The following is a 25,150-nucleotide window of genomic DNA, read 5'->3' on the forward strand; positions in this document are numbered from 1 at the left end:
AATTTACTTATTCTGCCGTTTTACATGCCTGTAAAAAAGCAGATCACCCTCCTCCTGGAACTACTTATTTTGTATATACTTAGCCTCTACAAAATCCGTCAGCCAAACCTTATTTTCAGACAAGTAAAACAAATGTCCATCCCGGTTCATGTCACCGCTATTAACCTGCAATACTACCGGTTTGCCATGCCGTTGTCCTACTTTAATAGCGGTTTGCTCGTCAGCAGATAAATGAACATGCTGCCTGGAACGTTTCTGAATGCCATCTTTTAATATAGATTCCATATTGGCCTGTGCAGTACCATGATATAAAACTTCAGGTGGCTGTACTGGAGTTAAACCCAGTTCAATAGAAACCGAATGTCCCTGGCTTGCCCTGATTTTGCTCTGGTCGGCATTGAACGCAAAGCGCTGCTTATCGTTATTCTGGACTACCTGCGAAAGTTTTTCAAAATCAACATTCATTCCTTTCTGCTGCATTTTCTCCAGCAATCCGTTTACCTCTGTCCATCCAGATTCATCGAGGGTAATGCCTAATACCTGCGGCTGATGCCGGAGTACAAGGCTCAGGTACTTACTTATGTCCTTATCTTTCATTGATTCTTACTCAAATTATACTAATTTTCCTTCACTTCTGCTTTTTTCCGTTGCTTAGCATCTCCTCCGACCAGTAGCCGGAAGGCTTTGAAATATAAGGTGAGATACAATAAACCCGTCATCAGCCAAACAATCCCCAGGTTAAAATAAAGGGTAGGCACATACCTTCCAAAGGCATATTTCACCGGCGCAAAAAAATGTGCTTTTGTATCAAGCAGCTCGTTCTTTGGCAAGGGATATAAATAAACCGGGTATATTTTCTGCATCAGCTTGCCCTGAAATTCTACGATCCGGTCTTCAGCGGTATTATTAGTCACCAGCTTTTCAACAGTTTCATTATAATAGGTAGACCTTCTGGCCAGATAGCGTTCCCGGTCCTCAGGCGTTTTCACTTGTACACCTACCAGACTATCTTTGGTGGCCGTAGCTTTATTAGACATATTCACATAATGCAAACGTACTTTTTCCAGATAAGCCCTCACCTGGTTTCCCAACTGGTAATTAAAAGCCTGAGGGGTAAGCGATCCGATACCGGCAAAGGTAATGGATGGTGTAGTACGCATTTCCTGTTTAATCTCATTCTGTAAAACCTGCAAATCTTCCCGGAACTCTTTATCCGCCAGTTTATCCGAATTTCCAGATATATTCACGCAGTAATCAAGCTTGGAAAACAAGGTGGGCAGGTAATAGGTTTTTTTATAATCGGCCTCTGCAATCTGCCGGTCCAGTGGATAATATTCTTTTTCATAGGCATTATACATAAACTGGCTCACCATAATGGCTTCGTAAGCCCATCTAGATGCCATCAGATCAGCCAGAAAAGGAACATTTCCCGGCTTATAAATTCTGGGGTTGATCTCATCAAATTTTACCACAATGCCACTCAGTACCAGTTGTGGAATCAGTAATACCGGGATCAGTATGTAAATGGTGATGACTGAATTAAATGTAGAAGAAATGTTCAATCCCAGCAGATTGGCAAAACAGGAACAGGAAAACAGCACCATCCAGTACAGAAATGTGAGTCCTTCAACTTCTGTTACCCAGTTGCCGATCAGGGTAAATGTGAGGGTCTGGATGGCAGAAAAGCCGAATAACACACACACTTTAGATAGCAGGTAACTGTTCCGGCTCAAATGCAGAAAAGCTTCCCGTTTTAAAATACTGGCATCCTTAATGATTTCCTCTGCACTGATGGTAAGGCCCATAAACAGGGAAACAATAATGCTCATAAACATATAAGTAGGAACATTTACGTTCTCAGAAAAGACGTAGTTTCCACCACCCGTAAGTTCATCAATCCGGAAATACTTCACCACATAAGCCAGTATAAAAGCCAGTAAGGGAGCCTGCACCAGGTTTATAACCATGTATTGCCGGTTGCTCAATTTGGCCAGAAGATCCCTTGATACAAATACCCGGAACTGTTTCCACCTGGAAGGTACATTAAGTGTATGGACTGGCTTTTCCTTTACTTCTGTAACCGGCTTAATATCTATGCGGTCTTTAAAAAAGGTGTGCCAGGTAGCAGGCAATACTTTCCTCTGGTTGGTAGAACGACCATATTCATCTACCGTCCGGCTATCGATGATATTAAAAATTTGCTCGGCATTTACATTGCCACATTCCACACATGCCCTTTGCAGGCGGCTGATGTGACTGGTGAGAGACTTAAAATAATTAATAGCCTCCAGTGGATTGCCATAATACACCTGATAGCCTCCGGTATCCATAATAATAAGCCTGTCAAACATTTTAAACAGGTCGGAAGAAGGCTGATGGATCACTACAAAAATCAGTTTTCCCAGCATGGTCAGTTCCCGGAGAAGATCCAGAATATTTTCCGAATCCCTCGATGAAAGCCCGGATGTAGGTTCATCTACAAACAAAACAGAAGGCTGCCTGAGTAATTCCAGTCCGATGTTTAGCCGTTTGCGTTGCCCTCCGCTAATGGTTTTTTCAAGAACAGAACCAACTTTGAGATGTTTGATTTCATCCAGGCCCAGGCTGTCTAAGGTTTGTAATACCAGTTTAGCAATTTTACTTTCCGAATAGTCACCAAAACACAGTTTAGCTGCATAGTATAAATTCTGGTATACGGTCAGATCTTCGATCAGCAGGTCGGCCTGGGGAACATACCCGATCACACCTTCTACTTCTTCCGGGTGTGTATGAATATTGATGCCATTGATCAATACTTCTCCCCGCTGCGGTTTATAGTTTCCGTTAAGCACATTCAGCAACGTAGACTTTCCGGAACCACTGGAACCCATCAAGGCTACCAGTCTGCCGGATTCTTCCTCCACTTGTACCTGGTGCAGGCCTTTTTTTCCGCTCCTGAAATAATAATCAATATTCCTGGCCACAAATGATATTTGCGGCTTTTGTTTTAACCGCAGAAAATGACCGATAATATCGCTGTAATAAATGGTTTCGCCATTGGTGGCTTTGATAATGGTGCCACTGGCCAAAGGACTTATATAATCTTCCGGAAGCTGGCTCCCATTCAAAAACAGGTGTTTGTTTCTGGTCGCTGCTTTCAGGAAATACATATCCACTTCCGGCAGCCGCAGTATGGCCAGTACTGCCCCCAGCCTGGGATTATGAATATGATTATCTTCAGGGGAAGCTGTCTTTGGCTGTTCATCATCAATAATGAGAATATCTTTTACCTGAATCTGATAAACATCCCGGATCTGTACAAAGCGCAACAGAGAATGATAGATATTTTCGTCAATATTCAGTTCCTGGCATACCGTTCTGGTGAACTCATCCTCGTCATCCGACAAATGTTCATCTGTCAGGCTGAGTTCAATCAGGCGGAGTACGACAATGAGTTTCTGTTTGAATTGCAATTCGGCATTAATCTGGTCACAAATGCGCCTGATCTCTTCAATTCCGGTAGGTGGCAGCGTAACGTATTCGTCAAATAAGGTCATGAACCTGCTCTGATGGTCATCTTCTACCATGGCCTTCATAAATCTGCGGATACGGTCGCGTTCGGCCGCCAGTACACCATCTATTTTTACACTGATAGCAAGCAGTTTAACAATGGCTATCAATACTTGTTCATTCATAATAATTACAGGATTACTGAATACAGAATTATTGAATCAGAGTGGAAAAATTATAGAATGGACCTGTGGCAAGGCTGTGTAAAACCTGTCCCAATATAAGCTTATAGAAAAAAAGGTTGAAGAGTATCTTCAACCTTTAGGATTCGATTCAATCATATATATTGATTACTATCCCACTTTCAACCCATCCGTCATTCTGTAATTCAAAATTTTAAACTAGGCAACGATCTTAGCCCGGATTTCTTTCACTTTGGCAGTGATTCCACTCAGGGTTTTGTCTGTAACCACCAGGTCGCCAGAATTGGTTTTTACCTTTTCATCAAAATTCAGGTTTTCGAACTGGTTATACAGGTCTGTGAGGTAACCGGTATATTCTACTACCTGAGCATCCTGAGGCGCACTTTTAAGAATAGCCAGCAGGTCAGCCAGAGATTTCTTTTGTTTGATAATGGTCAGCATCAGGTTAGTAAGCACACTGTTGCGTACATCTGCGGGAACATCTTTAGGATATTTTTCTATCAGGCCCGTAGAAATATATAAGCCTTCGATAAAGCTTCCGGTCAGGGTAAGTGCTGCTGTTCCTTTGCGGTCGTTATCCTCCAGGTATTCATGCACCCGGTTCATGCTTTCGTCCACGATCTTCACCAGTGAGTCTTTCTTACCTAAGTTAGCCTCAAAACGTTTTTCAAGAGAACGTTCAAAAGCATTACCAACGCCAATGTGTTTGGCCAGTTTATCAGAAGAACGCAGGTAATTAATTACATCCTGTGTTTTGTCATATACACTCAGATAGCCAATATCGGTAGCATACGCACCCAGGTTCAGCGCTGCTTTGTCAGTAGTGGTCGTATAGGAATCCACCTTTTTAGCCGCATTGATCAGGCCTGCATTAAAATCTGCACCGGTATTTTGCAGCAGATAAGGTACTTCGGAAGTAGGCGGAAGGGCACCCAGGATCTTTGGAGCATCCGTGGCGGCTGGCGTAGCAGCCGAAGTAGTATCTGCTACCGCAGTTGAATCAGCAGATGCCGTTTCAGTGGAAGTTGTTTTGTCAGAGTTACAAGCTGAAAAAAAAGCTGATCCTGCCATCATCGTAAGCACAAGCGCCTTGCATACTTGTTTATTTACATTCATAAAAGAAAAAGGTTTGAGGTATATTTAAGTTTAGATCACAAATTGACAGACTAAAAAACTACATTTATAGGTATTATACAAACTTTTTAAAAAATTTTCTTAAAAGCTGGCCATTGGTCAACAGTCATTAGTCAAGAGTGGATTCACTATTTATGAAATACATTCTTTCCATTGTATGTAAAGAGGTAAAAACCAATGACTACCGACCACTGATTATTTATGCCGCATCTGTTTAAAGGCATTAATTAAACCATTGGTAGAAGCATCATGGCTGGAAACCGGATATTCATCATGCAGTTCTGGCAAAATCTTATTAGCCAGTTGTTTGCCTAGTTCTACCCCCCATTGATCAAAGCTCAGGATATTCCAGATCACGCCCTGTACAAAAATTTTGTGTTCATACATGGCAATCAGGCTGCCCAGGGTTCGGGGTGTAAGTTTAGTAAAAAGAATAGAATTGGTAGGTTTATTTCCTTTGAATACTTTAAATGCTACCAGATCTTTTACTTCTGCTTCCGTTTTACCTGCTTTTTTAAATTCATCCAGCACTTCCTTTGGAGTTTTTCCTTTCATCAGGGCTTCTGTCTGGGCAAAAAAGTTAGATAAGAGTATATTATGATGATCGCCTAAGGGATTGTGGCTGATGGCTGGCGCCAGAAAATCGCAGGGAATGAGTTTAGTACCCTGGTGAATAAGCTGATAAAAGGCATGTTGCCCGTTGGTTCCAGGTTCTCCCCAGATGACAGGGCCAGTCTGATAGTTTACCTCTTTTCCGGTACGGTCTACATATTTGCCATTACTTTCCATATTTCCCTGCTGAAAATAAGCAGCAAACCGGTGCATATACTGGTCATAGGGCAAGATGGCTTCCGTTTGCGCATCGAAAAAATTGGTATACCAGATACCAATAAGCCCGAGTAATACAGGAATATTGGTTTCAAACGGGGCTGTCCGGAAATGCTCATCCATCGCATGTGCACCTTCTAAGAGCTGGGCAAAGCGTTCATAACCTATGGTACAGGCAATCGAAAGCCCAATTGCCGACCACAAAGAGTACCTCCCTCCTACCCAATCCCAGAAAACAAACATATTTTCCGGGGCAATGCCAAATTGTTTCACTCCTTTTTCATTGGTAGAAATAGCCACAAAATGTTTGGCAACCAATGCTTCATCTTTGGCTGCATCCAAAAACCATTTCCGGGCACTCAGGGCATTGGTCATTGTTTCCTGGGTAGTAAAGGTTTTGGAAGCGATCATGAATAAAGTAGTCTCCGGAGATACTTTTTTCAGGGTTTCGGCAATGTGGGTACCATCGATATTAGATACGAAATGTGCTTTAATGTTTGGTTTTTGATACGGTTTCAAAGCTTCAGTTACCATCACCGGGCCTAAGTCCGAACCGCCAATACCTATATTCACAATATCTGTAATGGGTTTTCCGGTGTATCCTTTCCATTTGCCGGAAATAATGCGTTCAGAAAAAATTTCTATCTGCTTGAGAACCGCATTTACTTCAGGCATTACATCTTTGCCATCAACCAGTATTTTTGCATTGCTTCGGTTGCGGAGTGCCGTATGCAGCACAGCCCTTCCTTCACTTGTATTGATGACATCTCCGGTAAACATCTTGTCAATCGCCTCTTTCAGTTTGCATTCATCTGCCAGTTGCAGAAGCAATGCCTTGGTTTCACTGGTTATGATGTTTTTAGAATAATCTACCAGGATATCTTCAAACTGAGTAGAGAACCGGGAAAACCGCTCCGGATCTTGCCGGAACATTTCCAGCATATGTTCCTGTTTAATCTGTCCGAAATGCCTGGAAAGTGCCTGCCAGGCCTGGGTTTGCGTAGGATTAATAGATGCTAACATGGGTTTGGTTTAGGTTAAGTAAGCTAAATGCCTTGCTGTATCAGTATAAAAAGTAGGCAATCTCTTACGTATGCTTCATTTCTACTGAAAGGTGCGGAAAATTAATAAAAAAAACGGGTGAAATTCTATAAATAAAAAAGTGTGATGGCTGCATGTCTGTTTTAATGCATATCTGGGTATAAATCAATCACATAAAACCAGAAGAATAATTAAGACTTGGTATAAAGCTTTTTCTTTTTCTATTCAACATACCCATAGCTCAGAAATTATTACATCTCTTTTCACCTCTCTTCCTGCCAGGCATGCAGCAGGTAGTTGTAAACTTTGTAATTTATTCTCTTGATCTTTTATACAAATAGTATGTATTAACAGCTATTCATTAAGGATACATCTTTATACAAACCCCGCTATATCTGAGTTTTAATTTTTTCTAACAATATTTTTATTAACAGCAACTCTATATGGTTGTCACAGCTACCCTCAGCGAAACTTTATCTACACTAGCCCAACGTGAACAGTACCGGGATAAATACTGGTTAAAAAAAGATCCTATTCTCCATGACCGGCTTTTGTGGCGTGCACAAACCTTTCGTCATATGGTACACCTGCTGCCAGGACAAAGTATTCTGGAACTTGGGTGTGGAAAAGGCTTGTTTACCAGACAACTCTCCGCAGTGACCAAAGGGGAAAATCCTATTACTTCCCTTACGTTTGATCCAACTAATCTTTCCTCTTTTGACTTACCTTCTGTCACGTTTTCATACGCTGAATCATTGCCAGGGCCACTGCAAGGTAGTCATTTTGATTTTATAGTGGCGATGGACATGCTCGATAAAGAAAATGCTTCTGAATTTCTGCAACATGTATATGAATTGCTGGAACCTGGCGGGCAGGTGATCTTCTATGAAAGTAATCCCTGGAATATAATGTTGCAACTTCGCCGGTTCTTCCAGAAGCAAGTAGGTTCCAAAGACCCCAGAGGTCTGATGAGCCGGCCAGAATTATATGAGCTTATTTCAGAAATAGGTTATATTAATATTTTTACGGTTTATAACGACTTTGTATACGCACCGCTCAGTTCAAAGATGATCTGGACCTTGCGTAACCTGTCAATTCTGCTGGAAAATGCTCCTACCATCCGCACCCTGGCAGGTTCTATTCTGATACATGCCAAAAAGCCACCCAGGGTAAAAACATTGCCCAAAATCTCCTTGTGCAAGCATGCCGGTCTTACCAGCACTATTTCCGTAGTAGTTCCCTGCCACAATGAGGAAATGAACGTAGAACCTCTGGTAAACAGGCTGATGGATTTTTATGGCGCTTATATTCATGAACTGATTCTGGTAGATGATAACAGCAAGGACCGTACAAAAGATGTGATTTTTGAATTACAGAAACGGTATCCACAAGTAAAACCAGTTATCCGCACACCACCCAACGGCGTAGGACGGGCAATACGGGATGGATATAAGGCAGCTACCGGCAAGTATATTCTCTCGATGGATTGCGATTTTCAGCATTTGTTGCCGGAATTACAGGACTTGTTCGATGAACTGGCCACTGGCGCCGATGTTGTAGTAGGAAGCCGTTTCTCCCGGCATAGTGTATTGCTTAATTATCCGTTTAAGAAAATTGTGGCCAACCGGGCTTTTCATGCCCTGGCCCGCATTATGCTCTGGCATTCTTTCCGGGATCTGACCAATAACCTGAAAATCATCCGCCGAGACATCGCCGAAACACTTCCTTTTACCCAGAATGGATTTGCCATTAATGCTGAAACTGGCTTTCTGCCTATGCTGGCAGGCTATGAAGTAAGAGAAGTACCAATCTCCTGGATTAACCGGGGAGTAGATATGGGTGTTTCATCCTTTAAACTCATCAAAGTAGGGGGTGGCTACTGGCATGTGCTACTGGGCTTATGGAAACAGCAGATTTTAAAAAAATTAAATCCTAAGAAATCAGCCCCCAATAAGAAATAGCACACTCAGCTTAAAATGATGTATCTGGTAAAAACGATACCTGAACAAACAAACAAAATACTGACTTCTTCGCTTGTACTAAAAGTAAGCAGTATATTTGTCTTTGGCTTGCATTTGCTTCTTACAGCGGTTGCCTTATATTGTGTAGTAAAGTATGGCCGCAATATTCCCCTGGCGGAAGACTGGCTGCTGATCGCTCCTTATACCGGAAACGAATCCGATCTATTAGGCTGGTTATGGGCACAAAATAATGAACACCGGGTACCTCTACCAAAACTGGTATTGCTCGGACTCATGAAACTAACCAACGGTGATTTTAGGGCAGGGATGTATTTTAATGTGCTTGCCTTAAGTGGAATTTCTTTAGCCTTCCTTTTATTTTTGAGAAAACAGCGAGGGTATACACATCTGTCAGATGCTTTTTTCCCACTATTGCTACTGCACCTGGGCAACTGGGAGAATATGGTCTGGAGCTGGCAGCTTTCTTTTGTTTTGCCCACTATTCTAATGCTTATTTTTCTGTTGGTTGCACTTAAAAATCCATTACTGGATAAACCAGGCAATGCTTTTACATGCGGGATTATACTAATATTATTGCCCTTTTGTGGCGGAAATGGCGTTTTGTTAGTACCTTTCCTGGGAACTTGGTTAGTGTGTTGTGCTGTATCTTTGCAGAGAACCTCATCCAATAATTCAGCAAAAAATGTGAGTGTTATTCTATTTGGTTTTGCCATAATAGCCACACTGATTTGTTTGTTATACTTTATAGGATATAAGAAACCAGACTGGAGTCTTCCTAACCCAGGCATTCTCCCAACTTTGCTAACTTCGGGCAAGTTTCTGGCATATAGTTTGGGACCGGCGGCTTACTCACACTGGGGATTATTCTCTTTTACAGCCATACTTATAGTATTAATAAGCATTATTATTCTCCTCAACCGTTCTTTCTCATATCAACTGTTAAAGAGTGATCCAAGAAAATTACTTTTGCTAATATTTTTCAGCCTGTTTCTCTTTTTTGCATTGGCTATTGGATGGGGCCGTGCAGCATTAGTCCCCACAGTCGGAATGCCTATCCGCTACATCATTTTTTCCTCCCCTCTGCTAATAATCTGTTATTTCACATGGGAATTATATGGCCGTTCTTATTTGAAACCAATGATGTTGACCGGATTGATGGCAATAATGCTTTTTCTGCTTCCTTTTAATGCCAGAGCAGCCTTTTACTGGAGGGATTGGTATACAAATGGGATGAACGCAGTTGAAAATGATATTACAGCCGGACTTACCAAAGCCGACATTGCCAGGAAACACAAAGCCTTTCTGATTCACTGGTGGGAAGAGAAAGAGATTATCAGCCATTTACAGATGCTTCAGAACACCAGCCATAGCCCGTTTAGACAACTCCGGGACAAAAGTCCTTCTACAATACAATTACAGGGAAAGTAAATTATTATACAACTATTGAATTGCTATACATGAAAACATCCGGCTCCACATAGGAAAACCGGATGTTTTCGAAATCCTCGGTTAAACTTTATCAAGGTGTGTTAAAATTCAACAAAGGTACAATCCAATAAAATTTATAAGGCTATACCTTTGAAATTTTTAACAGGACTCACACTTAATAAAACTTGTTTGGGACTAGACACGTTGTACCCCCTTTCTTTTTAGTGGAACATAAGCAACAGCGGGAGCTCAAATATCTTATGAACAGTAGGCTACTGCCGATAATGATCATTATCAGAGTTACAACGCTAGTCTGGCCTGTAAAGTTTATTTGCAATCATAAAAAATTTACCCCTTTTATAAGCGCCTCATCAACAGATGCTGACAACATATAGTGCTTATTTTCAGTATAACCTGCTATTGGATTCTATTCAAATTTTGATGTTAAATATATGATTCATATAGGTTACCACGCATCACACGAACAGTTCAGGCCAAGCCAGCTGCTGAAATTAGTTCAGAAAGCGGCAGAAGCAGGGTTTAGGCACAGTTTATCCTCCGATCATTTCCATCCCTGGACGGAAGAACAAGGAGAAAGTGGGTTTGCATGGTCATGGCTGGGAGCTGCTATGCAGGCTACGCCGCTAACTTTTGGTGTGGTAAATGCGCCCGGACAGCGATATCATCCCGCCATTATTGCCCAGGCAGCCGCTACCTTAGCTGAAATGTTTCCGGATCGGTTCTGGTTGGCGCAAGGCAGTGGACAGGCCGTAAATGAACATATTACTGGTACCTACTGGCCTAATAAACCTGAACGGAATGCCCGTCTGCTGGAATGTGTGGAAGTAATCCGGGCACTGTGGGCCGGAGAAACGGTTAATCATTTTGGAAGAATACGGGTAGAAAATGCCAAATTATATAGCCTGCCTGCCAAACCTCCGCTTATTATAGGCACGGCCATTACTGAAAAAACCGCTGAATGGGTAGGAAGCTGGGCAGATGGATTGCTTACCATTTCCAGGCCACCACAGGAATTAAAAAAAATGGCAGATGCTTTTTATAAAGGCGGTGGCGAAGGCAAGCCTATGTATCTGAAAGTACAGCTTTCTTATGCGGCTACAGAAGAAAAAGCACGACAGGGGGCCTTTGAGCAGTGGCGTTCTAATGTATTTGAAAGTGCCATGCTTACCGAACTGCAAATGCCATCGCAGTTCGATTATGCCGGAAGTTTTGTACAAGCCAGTGAACTGGATAAGTTTGTCCGTATTTCCTGTTCGCCTGAGCAACACATAGAATGGCTTAAAAAAGATGCAGAACTTGGATTCAGCCAGTTATATCTGCATAATGTAAACCGGGAACAGGAGCAGTTTATTGAAGTATTCGGAGAAAAAGTATTGCCTCATTTCAGTCAGATGCAAGCTTCCAGTGCCCATTAGCAAATATTACTTTACAAACGAAGTAGTGTGTCTTATTTAGATTAAAAGATAAAACTACAATAGCACAGACATATAGTGTTTTGAACCACACATCATTCATTATTCATTGGTAAAATGAAGATGATATATCCTAAAGCAGAAGCTACTTTTTTGGTTTTGGTTTGTTAGGAATCGATTGCAAAGCACTTGTTACTCTCCTTTCCAGCTCACCTTTAGTACGGGCACCAAAAAAAGTCATCTTATCAGGCAGGATAACAGTTTCCATATACTTTTTAACTTCATCAATCTGCTCCTGTTTTACTTCTTTTGCATTGGTCAGTTCAAACAGATATTCTGTTAACCGGAAACTTTTGGAAAAGAACTCAATTCTCTTCTTTTCACTCTCATTCTTTGTTCTACGACTAGCCTGATTTAACCATGTTCTTGCCTGTTTTACCAGTTCTAACTCTTGCGGGCTTAACAATAATTGTTTTGGAAAAGAATGCATTTTACGGTAAATATCCCGGGTATTATCCATAGAATAGGTCAATTTTTCCAGAGTATCGAAATACTCTTTCATTGGTTTGGCTGCTTTCCCGAACATATCAGTACAAAATTGAGTCATCAGTGCTTCTACATCTGCCTCCGGTGACCAGAGTAATTTTCCCATTAAGTAATATTTAGGACCATCAAGTCCCCAGTTAGGATATAATTCAGCATGATAGTATTCTTGTTTCAACCCTAGTACTTTTACCTCTTTAAGATACTTTGCCAATAAACCAGTATAAATTCTGGGATATAAATATCCATTCCCCTGAGCCCAGTCATGGTGTCCGATATAGGTTGCTTTTTTCGCCCAGTCACTGAGGCGGAAGGGATTATTCCAGGTAGCCCGCTGAGTAACGCCATCCTTGTCTAGTTCTGATATCTGGGATACTACAACAGGTACAATGCTGGGATGAAGTTTTTCTTTAGGCATTTGCGCAACCTGGCCATACACAATATAAACGATCTTCTTCTGTCCGCTTACCCCTTGTTCGGGTAATTCTTTCTCCAGGCGTTCGGCCACCTGATTAAGAAAATGAATATAGGTATCTATATATGCTTTTAATCTTCCTTCATACGACTTAGGATATTTACTAAGAACCTCAGCCATCTTGCCTTCTACCGGATAAACCTTGCTATCTTGTACTGAAAAGGATATATGCCTTAATCCTGGTTTCTGTTTAAAATAGTTGATAGCAGATTCAACCGCCGCATCTACTAATTTAGGTTCCGCAAAATCAGGCTGCCAGTTCTGGTCTCCCTGATTGGCAGGAAAATAACGTTTTCCATTCATTAAAGGGTAAATTTCAGGATACTTGTCTTTAAATTCTACAGTGGGAAACCTTTGTCCCATTGAATGCTGATGGCTTTCCCAGTTTTTTCTGGTTAATCCATTATACCAGGCCCAATTCCCTTCATTTTCTACAGCAGAAGTTAGACCAGTTCCCAACGTATAGGCTACAAAAGGTTCTTGAGTAATATCAATTTTTTCAGGTAAGGTTATTTTATTTAATTTCGGAAGGCTTGTGTACAATTCGGTAGGGAGATAAAAGCGTACGCCACAGTAATTATCTAAAAAATAAGCCATACCATTCACATACCCCATAGGATGTAAACCCATAATCATCACTATATTTCCCTTTTTCCTGATAGTAAATGCATAAATACTCGCAGTAGTTAACTTCTCCTCATTTGTAAAATAAGTAGGTCCAAAGGAAATGATTGATTTCTTACTGATATCCGCCATATTTTTCTTCACCTGATCATCATTAACAAATTCAAAACCTTTATCTGTCCGGTAAATCCTACGCAGTTGCTTTTGTAACTCTGTGGAACCAACTTTAGTAAACGCATCCTTTGCATTTACGGCAATCAAGGTTTGCTGCGGATCAAGGGTTAATTTCTGTGCATGAATGTTTGTAAAAACAGTAAAAAGGAAAATATAGATAAAGAGGAAAATCCTGGTGGTTTGCATATCAGAAAAGATTGATCTATTCAGTTTATTAACTCTATCATCTGAAAAAGTGTTCAAAAACAAACCGGATTTAATTGCCGTTTTCAAAAAAAAAGGGAGAAAAATATCAATGAAGCTGTTTAAAGTTATTGTCTAAAAAGGAAGCACTGGTTAGGAAGTAGTAGTTTTGAAGTGCGAAAACAAAACATAAAACCCAAAACCAGTGCTGAGTAAAGATATTATAAAAGAGCAAATTCTGCCTCATTTATCACAAGGCAAAAGAGGAACAAGATGTAAAGCAGATTACATCCAAATAGTAAAAGCTATTTTTTATAAATTAAAAACAGGTAGTCAATGGAGAGAGTTACCCATGTATGAGTTTTTTAGAGAATCTCCTTATAGTTGGCAATCCATTTACTACCACTTCAATAAATGGGCAAAAGATGGCAGTTGGCAACACCTATGGATAGCCTTACTGAAAAAATATCGATCCTGTTTGGATTTATCTTCGATGCAACTAGATGGTAGCCATACCCTAGCAAAAAATGGTGGGGCTTGTGTAGGCTATCAGAAAAGAAAAAAAGCTGTGACTACTAATATGCTTTTTCTGGCTGACAATCAAGGCTTGATGTTAGCTTGTAGTGAGCCTATTAGCGGAGAACACAATGATTTATATCAGATTAGTGAATGCTTTAAAAGTCTATGTCTGCTATTAGAGCAAGCAGGAATCAGCTTAGAAGGTATATTCATGAATGCAGATGCGGGCTTTGATTCTAAAGAATTACGAAAACAATGTGCACAGCAAAAAATAGAAGCCAACATTGCTATCAACAAAAGAAGCAGTAAAGAGACCCTTGCTGATTGCTACTTTGATCAACAATTGTATAAGAAAAGAAGAGTCATTGAACAAGCTAATGCTTGGTTAGACAGTTTTAAGACACTGCTGATCCGTTTTGAAGTATTGACTCAGACTTGGCTTGCTTTTCATATGATGGCTTTCTCTCTGCTGTTCTTACGCAGAATCATCAAACTTAATAAACTTTAAACAGCTTCATTGTTAGTACTTACAATTATCCAATATATAAAAAAGGGAGTATCCAAGCGGATACCCCCTTTTTGTTTTAAACAAATTGCACATGAACTATTTCGAATCTGAAGTGCCTTTACCGGAGCTGTTTTTTGAAGCCGATAACTTCTGAGCCGTCTGATAATGCTGCCTGATTAAAGGCAGATTTTTACTGGCATATCCCTGTAAAGCAGCATCTGAACTGTTTTTAGACTGTTTTTCAAATAATTCAACCGCCTTCGCATGGTCTTTTACCATTACTTGAATATATTGGCTCTCGAACTCAGTGCCATTCAATTTGGAGAGCTTGGTATGCAAAGCCTGGTGTTCCGGAGAAAGCTCTGTAGGAAGATCACTGTGACTGGCTTCCGCATGATGCATTCCTCCGGTGGCATCTGTAGAAGAAGTGGCAGAATTTCCGTTGCCAATATTATCTGCTGAATTCGCAGGATCTCCTGTCGTTGTTGGGCCCGTACTTTTAATTGAAATACCCGTAGTATCGCTTATATCCCGGTTGCCGTTATTAACCCCGCTTGGACGTCTTGCATCTGTATCCCCTAAACCAGTACTACTTGTGGTGCCACCAGCGTTTGCACCGGCTCCTCCTCCCCCTGTACTGGAGGATTTATAGGTAGAACCTGCCCCTAATCCAGACTTACTTCCACCGGTAGTTCCTCCGGTATTGTTTGCTGTATCCGGATCATTGCTACCAGATGAATTTCCCTGTTTACCGGTGGCAGCATTGTTTCCTTGTCCGATTGCATTGCCAGGATTAGCGGTAACAGGAGTATTATTGCTACTTGTATTACTGTCGTCCATGCTGGCATCATTGCCCGGCTGCCCGGAATTCACAGAGGCAGAACCGGACACAATGGAAGCCAGCTCTTGCTGAGCCATGGTATGATGATCAATCATCTGCTGGGCATAGTCTTTTACCTGTTGGGATGAAGCATTCTGCAATGCCAGGCGGCTTAGTTCTATTTCGGCCATATTCGACTCTGCGGCTTTTTTTACAAACATATTTCCGGCTGACGCATTTCCCATCTTGGCACTAGCTCCATGATGGCCATTGTGAGCGTCTGATTTGCTTTTAGTCTGAGAAGTTCCCTGCGTAGGAGTCTGGCTTTGCGTACTGCCAGTTTTCCCCTGTTGCGATTGACTTTGTGCATGCAAAGGCCCAAGGTCTATGGCCAGTAATCCGGCTGACACCATCATAGTGGCTGTCAGCTTTTTTAATATATTATTATGCATAGCTGGTTAAAGGTTGTTGTAGTAATCTATACCTGATTTAATAGATTTAGTTTCAAAAAATATGTGATTTTTTCCTTAAAAACTATGATATTTTAGTACATATCCGATTTTGTCTCAAAATATAAGCAAGAAAGCACTTTCGTTTAGAAACAAATATTGCGTTTTCTACATCAGCCTAACACTACCTTGTTTCTTCAGAGCTCAATCTGTATGCAGAAGAGGTTGAGGTACAAAATCTAGAATGTATCACGGCCAGCTTTATTATCCGCTCCGTTTTACTATTTTTAACTTTTTATTTATAGAAATATTGCGCATGGTTCTGATGAACCCCTTTCAAACAGATCTAGGTCATAAACTATTTATTTCATGCAAGCTTATATTCAACAACACAAAAACAGGTTTATCAGTGAATTACTTGATCTGCTCCGGATTCCTTCCATCAGTGCCGACAGCCGGTATAAAAATGATGTCCGGAAAGCTGCTGAATTTATCCGGGAGAAATTAATCGCTGCCGGTGCTGATTCGGCTGAACTCTGCGAAACACCAGGACATCCGATTGTATATGGGCAAAAAATCATTGATGCCTCCCTCCCTACCATACTAGTATATGGACATTACGATGTACAGCCTGCTGACCCTTTGGATTTGTGGCACTCCCCTCCTTTTGAGCCGGTAATTAAAGATGAAAAAATTTATGCCAGGGGTGCCTGCGATGATAAAGGCCAGGTGTATATGCACCTGAAAGCCCTCGAAACGATGCTGGCTACCGGAAACCTGACCTGTAATGTAAAATTTATGATCGAGGGTGAAGAAGAAGTGGGCTCAGATAATCTAGGCAATTTTGTAAAAGCCAATAAAGAAAAACTACAGGCAGATGTAATTCTCATCTCAGATACAGGCATTATTTCAAACGACTGCCCTTCGCTCACTTCCGGACTGAGGGGTTTGAGTTATCTGGAAGTAGAAGTAACCGGACCTAACCGGGATCTGCATTCAGGCATGTATGGTGGTGCAGTAGCCAATCCGATCAATATTCTTTGCGAAATGATCGCTTCTCTGAAAGACGAAAATAAGCACATTACCATTCCCGGATTTTATGATGAGGTGGTAGAACTGAGTAGAGAGGAAAGAGATGAGATGGCCAAAGCACCTTTTAACCTGGAGGAATATAAAAAAGACTTAAATATTGGTGATGTGCATGGAGAAACCAGCTATAGCACTACTGAACGGGTTTCTATCCGGCCTACGTTGGATGTGAATGGGATCTGGGGTGGATATACCGGAGAAGGTTCCAAAACAGTGATTCCTTCACAGGCATTTGCCAAAATCAGCATGCGGCTGGTACCCAATCAATCTCCCGAGAAAATTACAGAACTATTCACTAAACATTTTCTAGCTATTGCTCCCAAAAGTGTAAAGGTAAAAGTAAAACCCCATCATGGAGGAGAACCAGTGGTAACTCCCATTGATTCGGTGGCTTTCCGGGCAGCCAGTAAGGCATTTGAAGAAGCCTGGGGCAAAACACCTATTCCTAAACGGGAAGGTGGCAGTATCCCGATTGTGGCGTTGTTTGAAAAAGAACTGGGCTTAAAAAGTGTACTGATGGGTTTTGGCCTGGATTCGGATGCTATTCATTCACCAAATGAACATTATGGCTTGTTTAATTATATAAAAGGGATTGAAACCATTCCGCTGTTCTATAAATACTATACAACCCTGAGTAAAACTGAAGGGAGATAGAAAAAGTCTTTAGTCTCCGGCCCTGAGTAAAAGAAATTTGTATCTTCAATAGCGATGGGTTTTGAACCCATCGCTATGCAGGGTGTCTACTGTTCGTGCAATTCAAACAATGCTTCAATCTCCACCGGAATATTATCCGGAAGGGAACCCATTCCCACGGCACTTCTTACGCCAATACCATTATCCTGACCCCAGATTTCGGCAAACAGTTCGCTGCAGCCATTAATAATAAAGGGATGTTTTTCAAATTCCGGTACACAATTCACCATACCCAATACTTTAATTACCCGTTTCACCCGGTTCAATGAACCCAAATTCGCTTTTAAGGTAGCCAGAATCGCCAGACCTACCTGCCGGGCTGCCAGTTTGCCTTCTTCCTGGCTCATATCTTTGCCAATACGGCCTTTTATAAGAGTACCGTCCGGTTTTACAGTGCCATGTCCGGAAACATAACAGTGTTTGCCATCAATAAGCAAAGGTTTATATACCCCGATAGGTTTGGGGGCGGGAGGTAGTTCAAGCTGGAGCGCAGCAAATTTTTCGTCTGGAGTCATAGTTTTTTTAGGGGATTGAGCAAATGAATGATGAACTAATTGTATCAGCAGCAGGAAGGTGATAACCAGCCATTTACTGGGCAGTATATATTTACTGTTCATGGGCAGCAAGTTTTTGCCGGTAAGATGGCAAAGATGTGGCGTATTTTCAACGGGTGTGGAAAACTTTTAGCAAACCAGGCATTAAATTCTGTAATTTAATCATAGTAGCTTTTACTTATTGGGCTGCTGCTATATGTTTAGCTGTATCTGTATAATGTCGTAAACGTACGACTTTGCCTTGTTCATTAAAGGTCCATAAATGGATTTCTTCATCACGGTAATGTTTACCAGTAGAAGGAACACGGGCTTCAAATATAAATTCTGCAGCTACTTGCTGCTCATTTGCCATAATCGAAAGCACCTGAAAATCTTTTACTTCTAACTGGCTCACAACAGTAAAAAAATTGACTGCACCCTGTTTTCCTTGCTGGGCTTGCATCCAGGGAACACCTGCCTTTTGTGCGGAATTATCGGCCCATTGCTCCCATTGTACATTATCTGCGAGGCAATCAAGAATGGCAGGAATATCTCCTTTACCAAATGCCTCATAAATGCGATTGATAGTGGCTACATTATTATTCATGATAAGTAGAATAAAGTGGATTAAACCTAAATTAATTCTTTAATAAATGTTCTCATTAAATATAACCCCAAACAGTTCCATTCCTTCAAAAGGAGGGAGAACTGTTTGGGGAGTTTACAGTCTTCATGCTAAGGTGAAGCGTATCATTTCAGCAACAAATTACTTACGACTGCTAACCAATGAGCATCAACTACAAATGCCATCCGCTGCGGTATTCGCGTTTAACAAATTGATTGGCTTCATCGAAATTGGTGATCTTCATATTCTGGCCATCCCACAGGAGTTTTTTACGTCCCGGAAAAGTGAAACCTTTTCCATCGGCTTTAGGCTGTTGATAAGTATAGCTCCTAACGGCCAGGTTTCCCATAATCACGGTTTCGGTGAGAGGGCCTGCACTGTCGAAGGGAGAGCTGGTATAGGCACCAAAGCCTTTTTTGCAGGCTTGTACCCACTGTTGCTGGTGGCCTTCCGGGCCTTTTTCCACCATCGGAATGGCTGAAGCCGGGAGTTTCGTGTCTTTCATTCTGGAAGTGGGCAACAGCAAGGGTTTGCGCCCCCACATGCCAGCAATCAGTTTTACTTTGGTGCCTTCGAATATCATTCCCCCATCTTCATCGCCCATGGGTTCTTCCGGCAATAATTCTTCTGGCCTTTTGGGCAGAATTCCCCCATCCGACCAGCTAAAATCTACAGCTGGCATATTGCCCCTGGCCGGAAACTTCAGATACACCACCGAAGAAGGCGGACAACTATCTGCATAATGGGCTTCCTTGAAGAAATCAGCATATACCGAACCCACACTACATTCCACCGCTGTAGGATAGCCTAGTTTTAATGCCCGGAAAGGAACATCCATAATATGGCAGCCCATATCTCCCAGGGCACCAGTACCGTAATCCCACCATCCCCTCCAGCGGAAGGGCATATACGCTTCGTGATATTCGCGGTAAGGAGCAGTCCCCAGCCAGAGGTCCCAGTCTACTTCTTTGGGCACCTGCATTTTGGCTGTGGGTGTCGGAACACCTTGGGGCCAGACAGGCCTGTTGGTCCAGCAATGTACGGTATGTACCTCTCCGATAACGCCTTGCTGAATCCAGGTTTCGATATTCCGGGTGTCATCGCCGCTGCTTCCCTGGTTGCCCATCTGGGTTACGACTTTGTATTTACGGGCCGCCTCGGTGAGCATACGGGCCTCATAAATATCATGGGTAAGCGGTTTTTCTACGTATACATGTTTGCCGAGTTGCATAGCGGCCATCGCAATGGGTGCATGCATGTGGTCTGGTGTGGTAACAATTACGGCATCAAAACTTTTGTTATCCTTGTCGAGCAATACCCGGTAATCTTTCACATATTTGGCTTTGGGCCATTTGGTACGGGCTTCTTTGGCTTGCCTATCGTCTACATCGCAGAGGGCTACAATATTATCGGTTCCGTTATTATAAGCGTTGGGAAGATTTACCAGCGCCTTCCCTCCTGCTCCTACTCCGGCAATATTGAGTTTATCGCTGGGAGCAATAAAGCCTTTTCCACCCAGTACATGCCTGGGAACAATCACAAATCCGGCCGCTGCCAAAGAACTGCTTTTTATAAACGTACGGCGTGAAAGTGCAGTAGTATTAGTTGAATCATTCATATTAATTTTGGTTTAGGAAGCGTATTTGAAATAGAAAAAATTAAATGGTTTGTGTAAGCGTGTACATTAAGCAATAAAATAAAACTGATATGCTGCGAAGAGACTTCTCTCCTCCTGGGTCGGAGAGGCCTTACTCAATTACGAATTACGAATGAGAGATTATCGATCTACGATTCGTAATTGGTCATTAGTCATTCGTAATTACATATAGGGTGGCTCCTGTAAAAGCTGTAATTAAGTAAGAAACTTTATACTGGTTATAAACCCTTTTTAAAGTTTAAAAAAAACCACTTAAGATACAATTGGCTTGAGAAAATTAATTGCATATTGAGCGCAACATTATTTTCTTTTCTGCATGAAAGACTACCTGGAGCTGAGGATAAAAAAAATAATCCGGGAAACTGCACAAGCCATTACCCTGGTGCTGGAAAATGTAAGCGGAGAACCGGTTGCCTATCAATCCGGCCAGTTTCTGACATTCTTACTTACTATTAGTGGCCGGGAATTGCGGCGTTCTTATTCCCTATGTTCTTCTCCTGGTATTGACCCGGATATGATGATAACCATCACAAGAGTGATCAACGGAGAAGTATCCAGGTATTTAACCGAACATTTGCAGGAAGGAGATATTTTACAGTCGCTCTACCCGGCAGGGCGTTTTACCCTGGAATCAAAACCGGAGCAAAGACGGGATATTTTTCTGATCGGTGCAGGCAGTGGCATGACACCTTTATTCTCCATTCTCAAAACGGCATTACGTACTGTAACAGCAAGTCATCTTACACTCATTGACAGCAATAAAAACGAAGCCACCGCCCTATACTGGAAACCTTTGCAAACCCTTTCCAGGCAATATAGCCAGCAGTTTACCAGTATACATCTGTTCAGTGATCCACTCCCAAGCTCCAATCAGTATCCGGTTCGGCTCAACATTAGTTTACTGGAAACACTGGTGAATAAACACCTGAAATATGAGAAATCGGAGGCACAGTTTTATGTCTGTGGCCCATCCACCTTTATGCGCATGGTGCGCATGACGCTTATTTTTATGGGTTTTCCGGAAGAATCCATTCATAAAGAAAATTTTATTACACAAGCCCAGTTTGACATCACCTTGTCCAGGTACGAAAATACCAGCACCTCACCAGTACAATTGATCTTCCGGAACCAATCTTACCGGGTAGAGGTGCCGCCTCATTCATCCATTCTCAAAGCTGCCCTATCACAGGGAATACCACTTCCCTATAGTTGTATGGCTGGCATGTGTGCTACCTGTTCAGGAAAATGTAGCAGTGGTAAAGTAAAAATGGCTATCAATGATGTATTGACAGATACAGAAGTTGCCGAAGGATGGGTATTAACCTGTGTAGCCTTTCCTTTATCTACCGGTGTTACGATTGTAGTAGAATAACTAAAAACTTACTTCCGGCAATGCATAGCAGGCGGTTACCTTTTAAAAATCCTTCAAAACAATTCTACTTAATTTGTAATTTGCGTGAGAATAAGTGAATGAGAGAATGAGTGAGTGAGTGAATAATTCTATTATTTCTCTTAATAATAAGCTGATTTGAATGTAGCTATTAAATTAGAACTTGTAGATTTGATACCAGACACTCACTCAATCACTCAGCCTCTCATTCACTCAATGTCTTCATTTCATATTAGACATTTACCTCAACCTTACCAGCATTTCTGAATGAGTGATTTATTTTTCTGGAAACAATGGCCAGCTTCTTACCGGAACATTTACCTTACTTCACTGGCTGTAAGTACTATAGGATTAGTTATTTACCTGATCTGGTTCTTCACCGGCAATGATGCTGTTATTGGCTGGCAGACCAGAAGCGAATTGCAGTCTCTCTCTCTTCAGCTCAATTCCTTCAGCCGGAGTCTGTTCAATTTTACAGTTGAAACCCCATCATACTTTATTACAGAGCAATTCGTAGCATCACTGGCAAAAATCAATACCCTGGCTGTATACATCTACCTTGCGTTTCTTACAGGCGCCTGCCTACTGGTACTCAGCCTGATTACTGAACTGCCTCGTTTGTGGTACATACTGGGAATGGGTGTTTTTATTCTGCTACTGGCCAGTTTCAAATTCGATCTGCTTCAGGTATTTGGCCTGCGGAATAATACGGTTTTTATAGTTTCGGTGGCTGCCTATGCCGGACTAAGTTATTATTTTCATGCCTTTCAGACAGAGATTTCTTTTCAGCTGCGTCTGGCAAGTTTCACCGTACTTACTGTTGTGCTGGCACTGCTGATTATTTTCTTTTCCCGAAGTGCATATCCGCTTATTACCCTGGCTGGAAATGGCATCATTATCCCTGTTGGCATTAGTCTGGTATTTATTTTTATGGTATCACATGAGATCGAACAAGGCTTTTTATACCTGGTAACCCAATCTGGCGGAATTGGCGGAAAAAATAGTTTGCTTCACTTCTCCCTCATTTCCCTCATATACATTATCAACCTTGGATTGCTCTATGCCCGGAATGCCGGATTTATCTCCTGGGATTTTTTCTATATTAACCCTTTTTACCTGCTGTTGATATCAGCAGCAATCGGGATATGGGGCTATAAAAAACGGAATGTTCTCTTCGACCACATTATCTCTTTCTATCCAAATGGCGCATTTCTCTATCTGGCACTCGCTACGGTGAGTCTGGCGACCATTGGGTATTTTTTTGCAAGCGGCAACGATTCCATGCTCGAAATGATTGAGGACATTATTGTGTTCAGTCACCTGGCGATGGGAGTCTCCTTCTTCATTTATGTATTTATCAATTTCAGATCGCCCATGTCGCAGGGATTACTGGTATACAAAGTAGTATATCAACCCAGGCAATATCCTTTCTTCATTGCCCGTGGGGTTGCCTTGCTAATTATACTTGCCTTTTTTTTCAGGGCAAATATGTACCCCATGTACCATGCATTCAGCGGCTATTACAATGTAATTGCGGATACACACACCTTACAAGGCGAACAGGTTCTGGCTGAACAATATTATAAATTATCTATTCAATATAGTTTTCAGAACCATAAGGCCAATTATGCCCTTGCCTCTCAGGCCCGATTGCAGAATGATGCCCCTACTGCCATTTTTTATTTAAAGCAAGCACAGTTGAAAAACCCAACAGCGTATACATATGGAAGCCTCAGCAATGTGTACCTGGAAAAGGGACTATTTTTTGATGCCATTTTTAATCTGCAACAAGGTGTGCAATCCTTTCCCCGGAGCGGTGAACTCTACAATAATCTGGCTTTGCTCTACGGCAGGTCTAATATTGCGGACTCTGCCTATATTTACCACCAACTGGCTGACAAATATGTGGGCGTTAATGCTGAAACAAGTCAGACCAATCGCCTGGCATTCTGGATCAAAAATAATTCGCTGATCAATACGGATTCTTTACTGGAAAGCAGCAGTGCCAGTAACTCCGTTCCCCTGCAAGCCAACCGTTTGTTACTGTCCAATATGCACGGCTTAAAAAGTTCAGATTTTCTGAAAGAATTCCTGCCGGCTGATTCCATATTGAGTGAAGAAACGTTTGCTTACCTGTTTAATCATGTACTCAATGCTCATACCCCGTACGACAGTACATTAGCTAATTACCTGCTGGGCATCAGTAAAAAGGATGGGAATGTAGCTTTCTCCGAAAACCTGCAATTTGCCCTGGCTTGTTATGAATATTATAAAAACGACCGCTCAAAAGCGCTGGAACTAGTGGCAAATGTATCAATGAGCAGCAACCGGGCGGCTTATTTCAGTAAGATCGCCGGACTATGGTTTTTGCAACAGCAGGCACCCAAACGGGCAGGTGAGTTTTTTTTACAGGCCATACAAGCAGGTGATAGTTCTCTGGCTATGAAAACAAACCAGGCTGTGGCTTTCTCTGAAAACGGACAATGGCTCAATGCCCTGGCATCCTGGCAACCCCTGGCCACCAGCCCAGATCCATCGACCCGTTCGCTGGCTAAATATATGGAAACTATCAGCGGTGCTTTACTTTCAGGTCAGGAAGAATTTGTATCCAAAGCACTGGATGACCGGGGAAAAAGCCTGATGGTTTATTTCAGCCGGGGCGTATTGTTGCCTGACGTTGCCCTTTCTATTACCAATCCGGAATACCGGGTACAAACACTGGTGAATCTGGCAGAAAAATGTATTGCCATCGACAGCGTTTCATTTGCAGCAACACTTCTGGAAAAAGCCAGAGAAACACCCAACCTGAGCCAGACTTTACAAAACCGTTTGCATGCCCTGGATTTACAATTACTGCTGGCAACCAGAGCGTATCCGCAGGTGCTCTCTAAAGCAAAATCTTTATCGTTAAACCCGGAAGATGCAGACCGGAGTTTGTTATGGCAGGCACAGGCATTTGGCCAGACCAATCAGCCCAAAGAAGCTTCCAGGTTGTATGCACTAGCCCTGAAACGGATGCCGGCAGATACGGCAGTAATTTTGGAAGCAAGCCGATTTTTCAATACGGTCCGGAAAAAACCAGACCTGGCGTATTCAACCCTGCTGGAAGCTACCTTGCTGAATCCCTATAATCCGGAAATCCAGAAAGCCTACATTCTGCAATGCCTCGATATGCAGTTACTCTCCTATGCAGAAAATGCCATGAGTATACTCCAGCAGATTGCTACAGATGCCGACTATCAATCTTTTCTGCCGGTTTATGAAGCCAGGAAATCTTCTGTGGAAAAAATCCTATTTGAGTGGAAATAATTTCTTACATTGTACAGCAGG

Annotated in this window: 15 protein-coding genes and 1 pseudogene; 7 read left to right on the plus strand and 9 right to left on the minus strand. The window is 41.9% G+C overall.

Features of this window, described 5'->3' with window-relative positions:
* Positions 1-60: 60 nt before the first annotated feature.
* The 4 genes and pseudogenes from GXP67_RS33570 to pgi form a co-directional block, all read right to left on the minus strand.
* On the minus strand, positions 61-597 hold the full coding sequence (locus tag GXP67_RS33570) for an RNA 2'-phosphotransferase (RefSeq protein WP_162447163.1): 537 nt from the start codon (positions 595-597) through the stop codon (positions 61-63).
* A gap of 821 nt (positions 598-1,418) precedes the next feature.
* Positions 1,419-3,674: pseudogene (locus GXP67_RS33575) on the minus strand (ATP-binding cassette domain-containing protein); the annotation flags it as partial.
* Positions 3,675-3,890: 216 nt separating this feature from the next.
* The gene (locus GXP67_RS33580) at positions 3,891-4,808 is read right to left on the minus strand and encodes a hypothetical protein (protein WP_162447165.1); all 918 of its coding nucleotides are present in this window, start codon (positions 4,806-4,808) and stop codon (positions 3,891-3,893) included.
* 213 nt (positions 4,809-5,021) lie between these two features.
* On the minus strand, positions 5,022-6,677 hold the full coding sequence (gene pgi / locus GXP67_RS33585) for a glucose-6-phosphate isomerase (RefSeq protein ID WP_162447166.1): 1,656 nt from the start codon (positions 6,675-6,677) through the stop codon (positions 5,022-5,024).
* A 461-nt stretch (positions 6,678-7,138) separates the two neighbouring features.
* Here pgi and GXP67_RS33590 point away from each other — a divergent pair, with 461 nt between their 5' ends.
* The 3 genes from GXP67_RS33590 (at position 7,139) to GXP67_RS33600 (ending at position 11,541) form a co-directional block, all read left to right on the plus strand.
* Positions 7,139-8,656, plus strand: a complete 1,518-nt coding sequence (locus tag GXP67_RS33590; protein ID WP_162447167.1) for a glycosyltransferase — start codon at positions 7,139-7,141, stop codon at positions 8,654-8,656.
* Positions 8,657-8,671: 15 nt separating this feature from the next.
* Positions 8,672-10,105 (plus strand): hypothetical protein, encoded by a 1,434-nt coding sequence (locus tag GXP67_RS33595; RefSeq protein WP_162447168.1) that lies wholly within the window; start codon positions 8,672-8,674, stop codon positions 10,103-10,105.
* A gap of 452 nt (positions 10,106-10,557) precedes the next feature.
* Positions 10,558-11,541 carry a TIGR03885 family FMN-dependent LLM class oxidoreductase gene (locus GXP67_RS33600; RefSeq protein WP_162447169.1) on the plus strand — a complete coding sequence of 328 codons (984 nt, stop codon included), beginning with the start codon at positions 10,558-10,560 and terminating at the stop codon, positions 11,539-11,541.
* Between the two features lie 142 nt (positions 11,542-11,683).
* Here the strand turns inward: GXP67_RS33600 and GXP67_RS33605 are convergent, their stop codons facing one another.
* Positions 11,684-13,540, minus strand: a complete 1,857-nt coding sequence (locus GXP67_RS33605; protein ID WP_162447170.1) for a DUF4838 domain-containing protein — start codon at positions 13,538-13,540, stop codon at positions 11,684-11,686.
* Positions 13,541-13,742: 202 nt separating this feature from the next.
* Between GXP67_RS33605 and GXP67_RS33610 the strand changes: the two genes are divergently transcribed.
* Positions 13,743-14,564 (plus strand): IS5 family transposase, encoded by an 822-nt coding sequence (locus GXP67_RS33610; RefSeq protein WP_162444142.1) that lies wholly within the window; start codon positions 13,743-13,745, stop codon positions 14,562-14,564.
* A 96-nt stretch (positions 14,565-14,660) separates the two neighbouring features.
* Here GXP67_RS33610 and GXP67_RS33615 read toward each other — a convergent pair whose 3' ends face one another.
* A complete protein-coding gene (locus tag GXP67_RS33615; protein ID WP_162447171.1) occupies positions 14,661-15,836 on the minus strand; it encodes a DUF4142 domain-containing protein in 1,176 nt (391 codons plus the stop codon).
* Between the two features lie 366 nt (positions 15,837-16,202).
* Here GXP67_RS33615 and GXP67_RS33620 point away from each other — a divergent pair, with 366 nt between their 5' ends.
* Positions 16,203-17,576 (plus strand): dipeptidase, encoded by a 1,374-nt coding sequence (locus tag GXP67_RS33620; protein WP_162447172.1) that lies wholly within the window; start codon positions 16,203-16,205, stop codon positions 17,574-17,576.
* Between the two features lie 86 nt (positions 17,577-17,662).
* On the opposite strand, the gene GXP67_RS33625 is transcribed toward GXP67_RS33620, so the two are convergent.
* The 3 genes from GXP67_RS33625 to GXP67_RS33635 all read right to left on the minus strand — a co-directional run bounded on the left by GXP67_RS33625 (position 17,663) and on the right by GXP67_RS33635 (position 20,391).
* Complete coding sequence (locus GXP67_RS33625) at positions 17,663-18,130, minus strand: RidA family protein (protein WP_162448140.1); 468 nt, start codon at positions 18,128-18,130, stop codon at positions 17,663-17,665.
* A gap of 217 nt (positions 18,131-18,347) precedes the next feature.
* On the minus strand, positions 18,348-18,755 hold the full coding sequence (locus GXP67_RS33630) for a nuclear transport factor 2 family protein (RefSeq protein WP_162447173.1): 408 nt from the start codon (positions 18,753-18,755) through the stop codon (positions 18,348-18,350).
* A gap of 190 nt (positions 18,756-18,945) precedes the next feature.
* Positions 18,946-20,391: a Gfo/Idh/MocA family protein gene (locus GXP67_RS33635; RefSeq protein WP_162447174.1), complete on the minus strand. Its 1,446-nt coding sequence runs from the start codon at positions 20,389-20,391 to the stop codon at positions 18,946-18,948.
* Between the two features lie 355 nt (positions 20,392-20,746).
* Here GXP67_RS33635 and GXP67_RS33640 point away from each other — a divergent pair, with 355 nt between their 5' ends.
* Entirely contained in the window at positions 20,747-21,802 is a 1,056-nt protein-coding gene (locus GXP67_RS33640) for a ferredoxin--NADP reductase (RefSeq protein WP_162447175.1), read from the plus strand.
* 285 nt (positions 21,803-22,087) lie between these two features.
* Positions 22,088-25,129, plus strand: a complete 3,042-nt coding sequence (locus tag GXP67_RS33645) for a tetratricopeptide repeat protein (RefSeq protein WP_162447176.1) — start codon at positions 22,088-22,090, stop codon at positions 25,127-25,129.
* The last annotated feature ends 21 nt before the right edge of the window (positions 25,130-25,150 follow it).

This window comes from Rhodocytophaga rosea, from assembly GCF_010119975.1.
Lineage (GTDB): Bacteria > Bacteroidota > Bacteroidia > Cytophagales > 172606-1 > Rhodocytophaga > Rhodocytophaga rosea.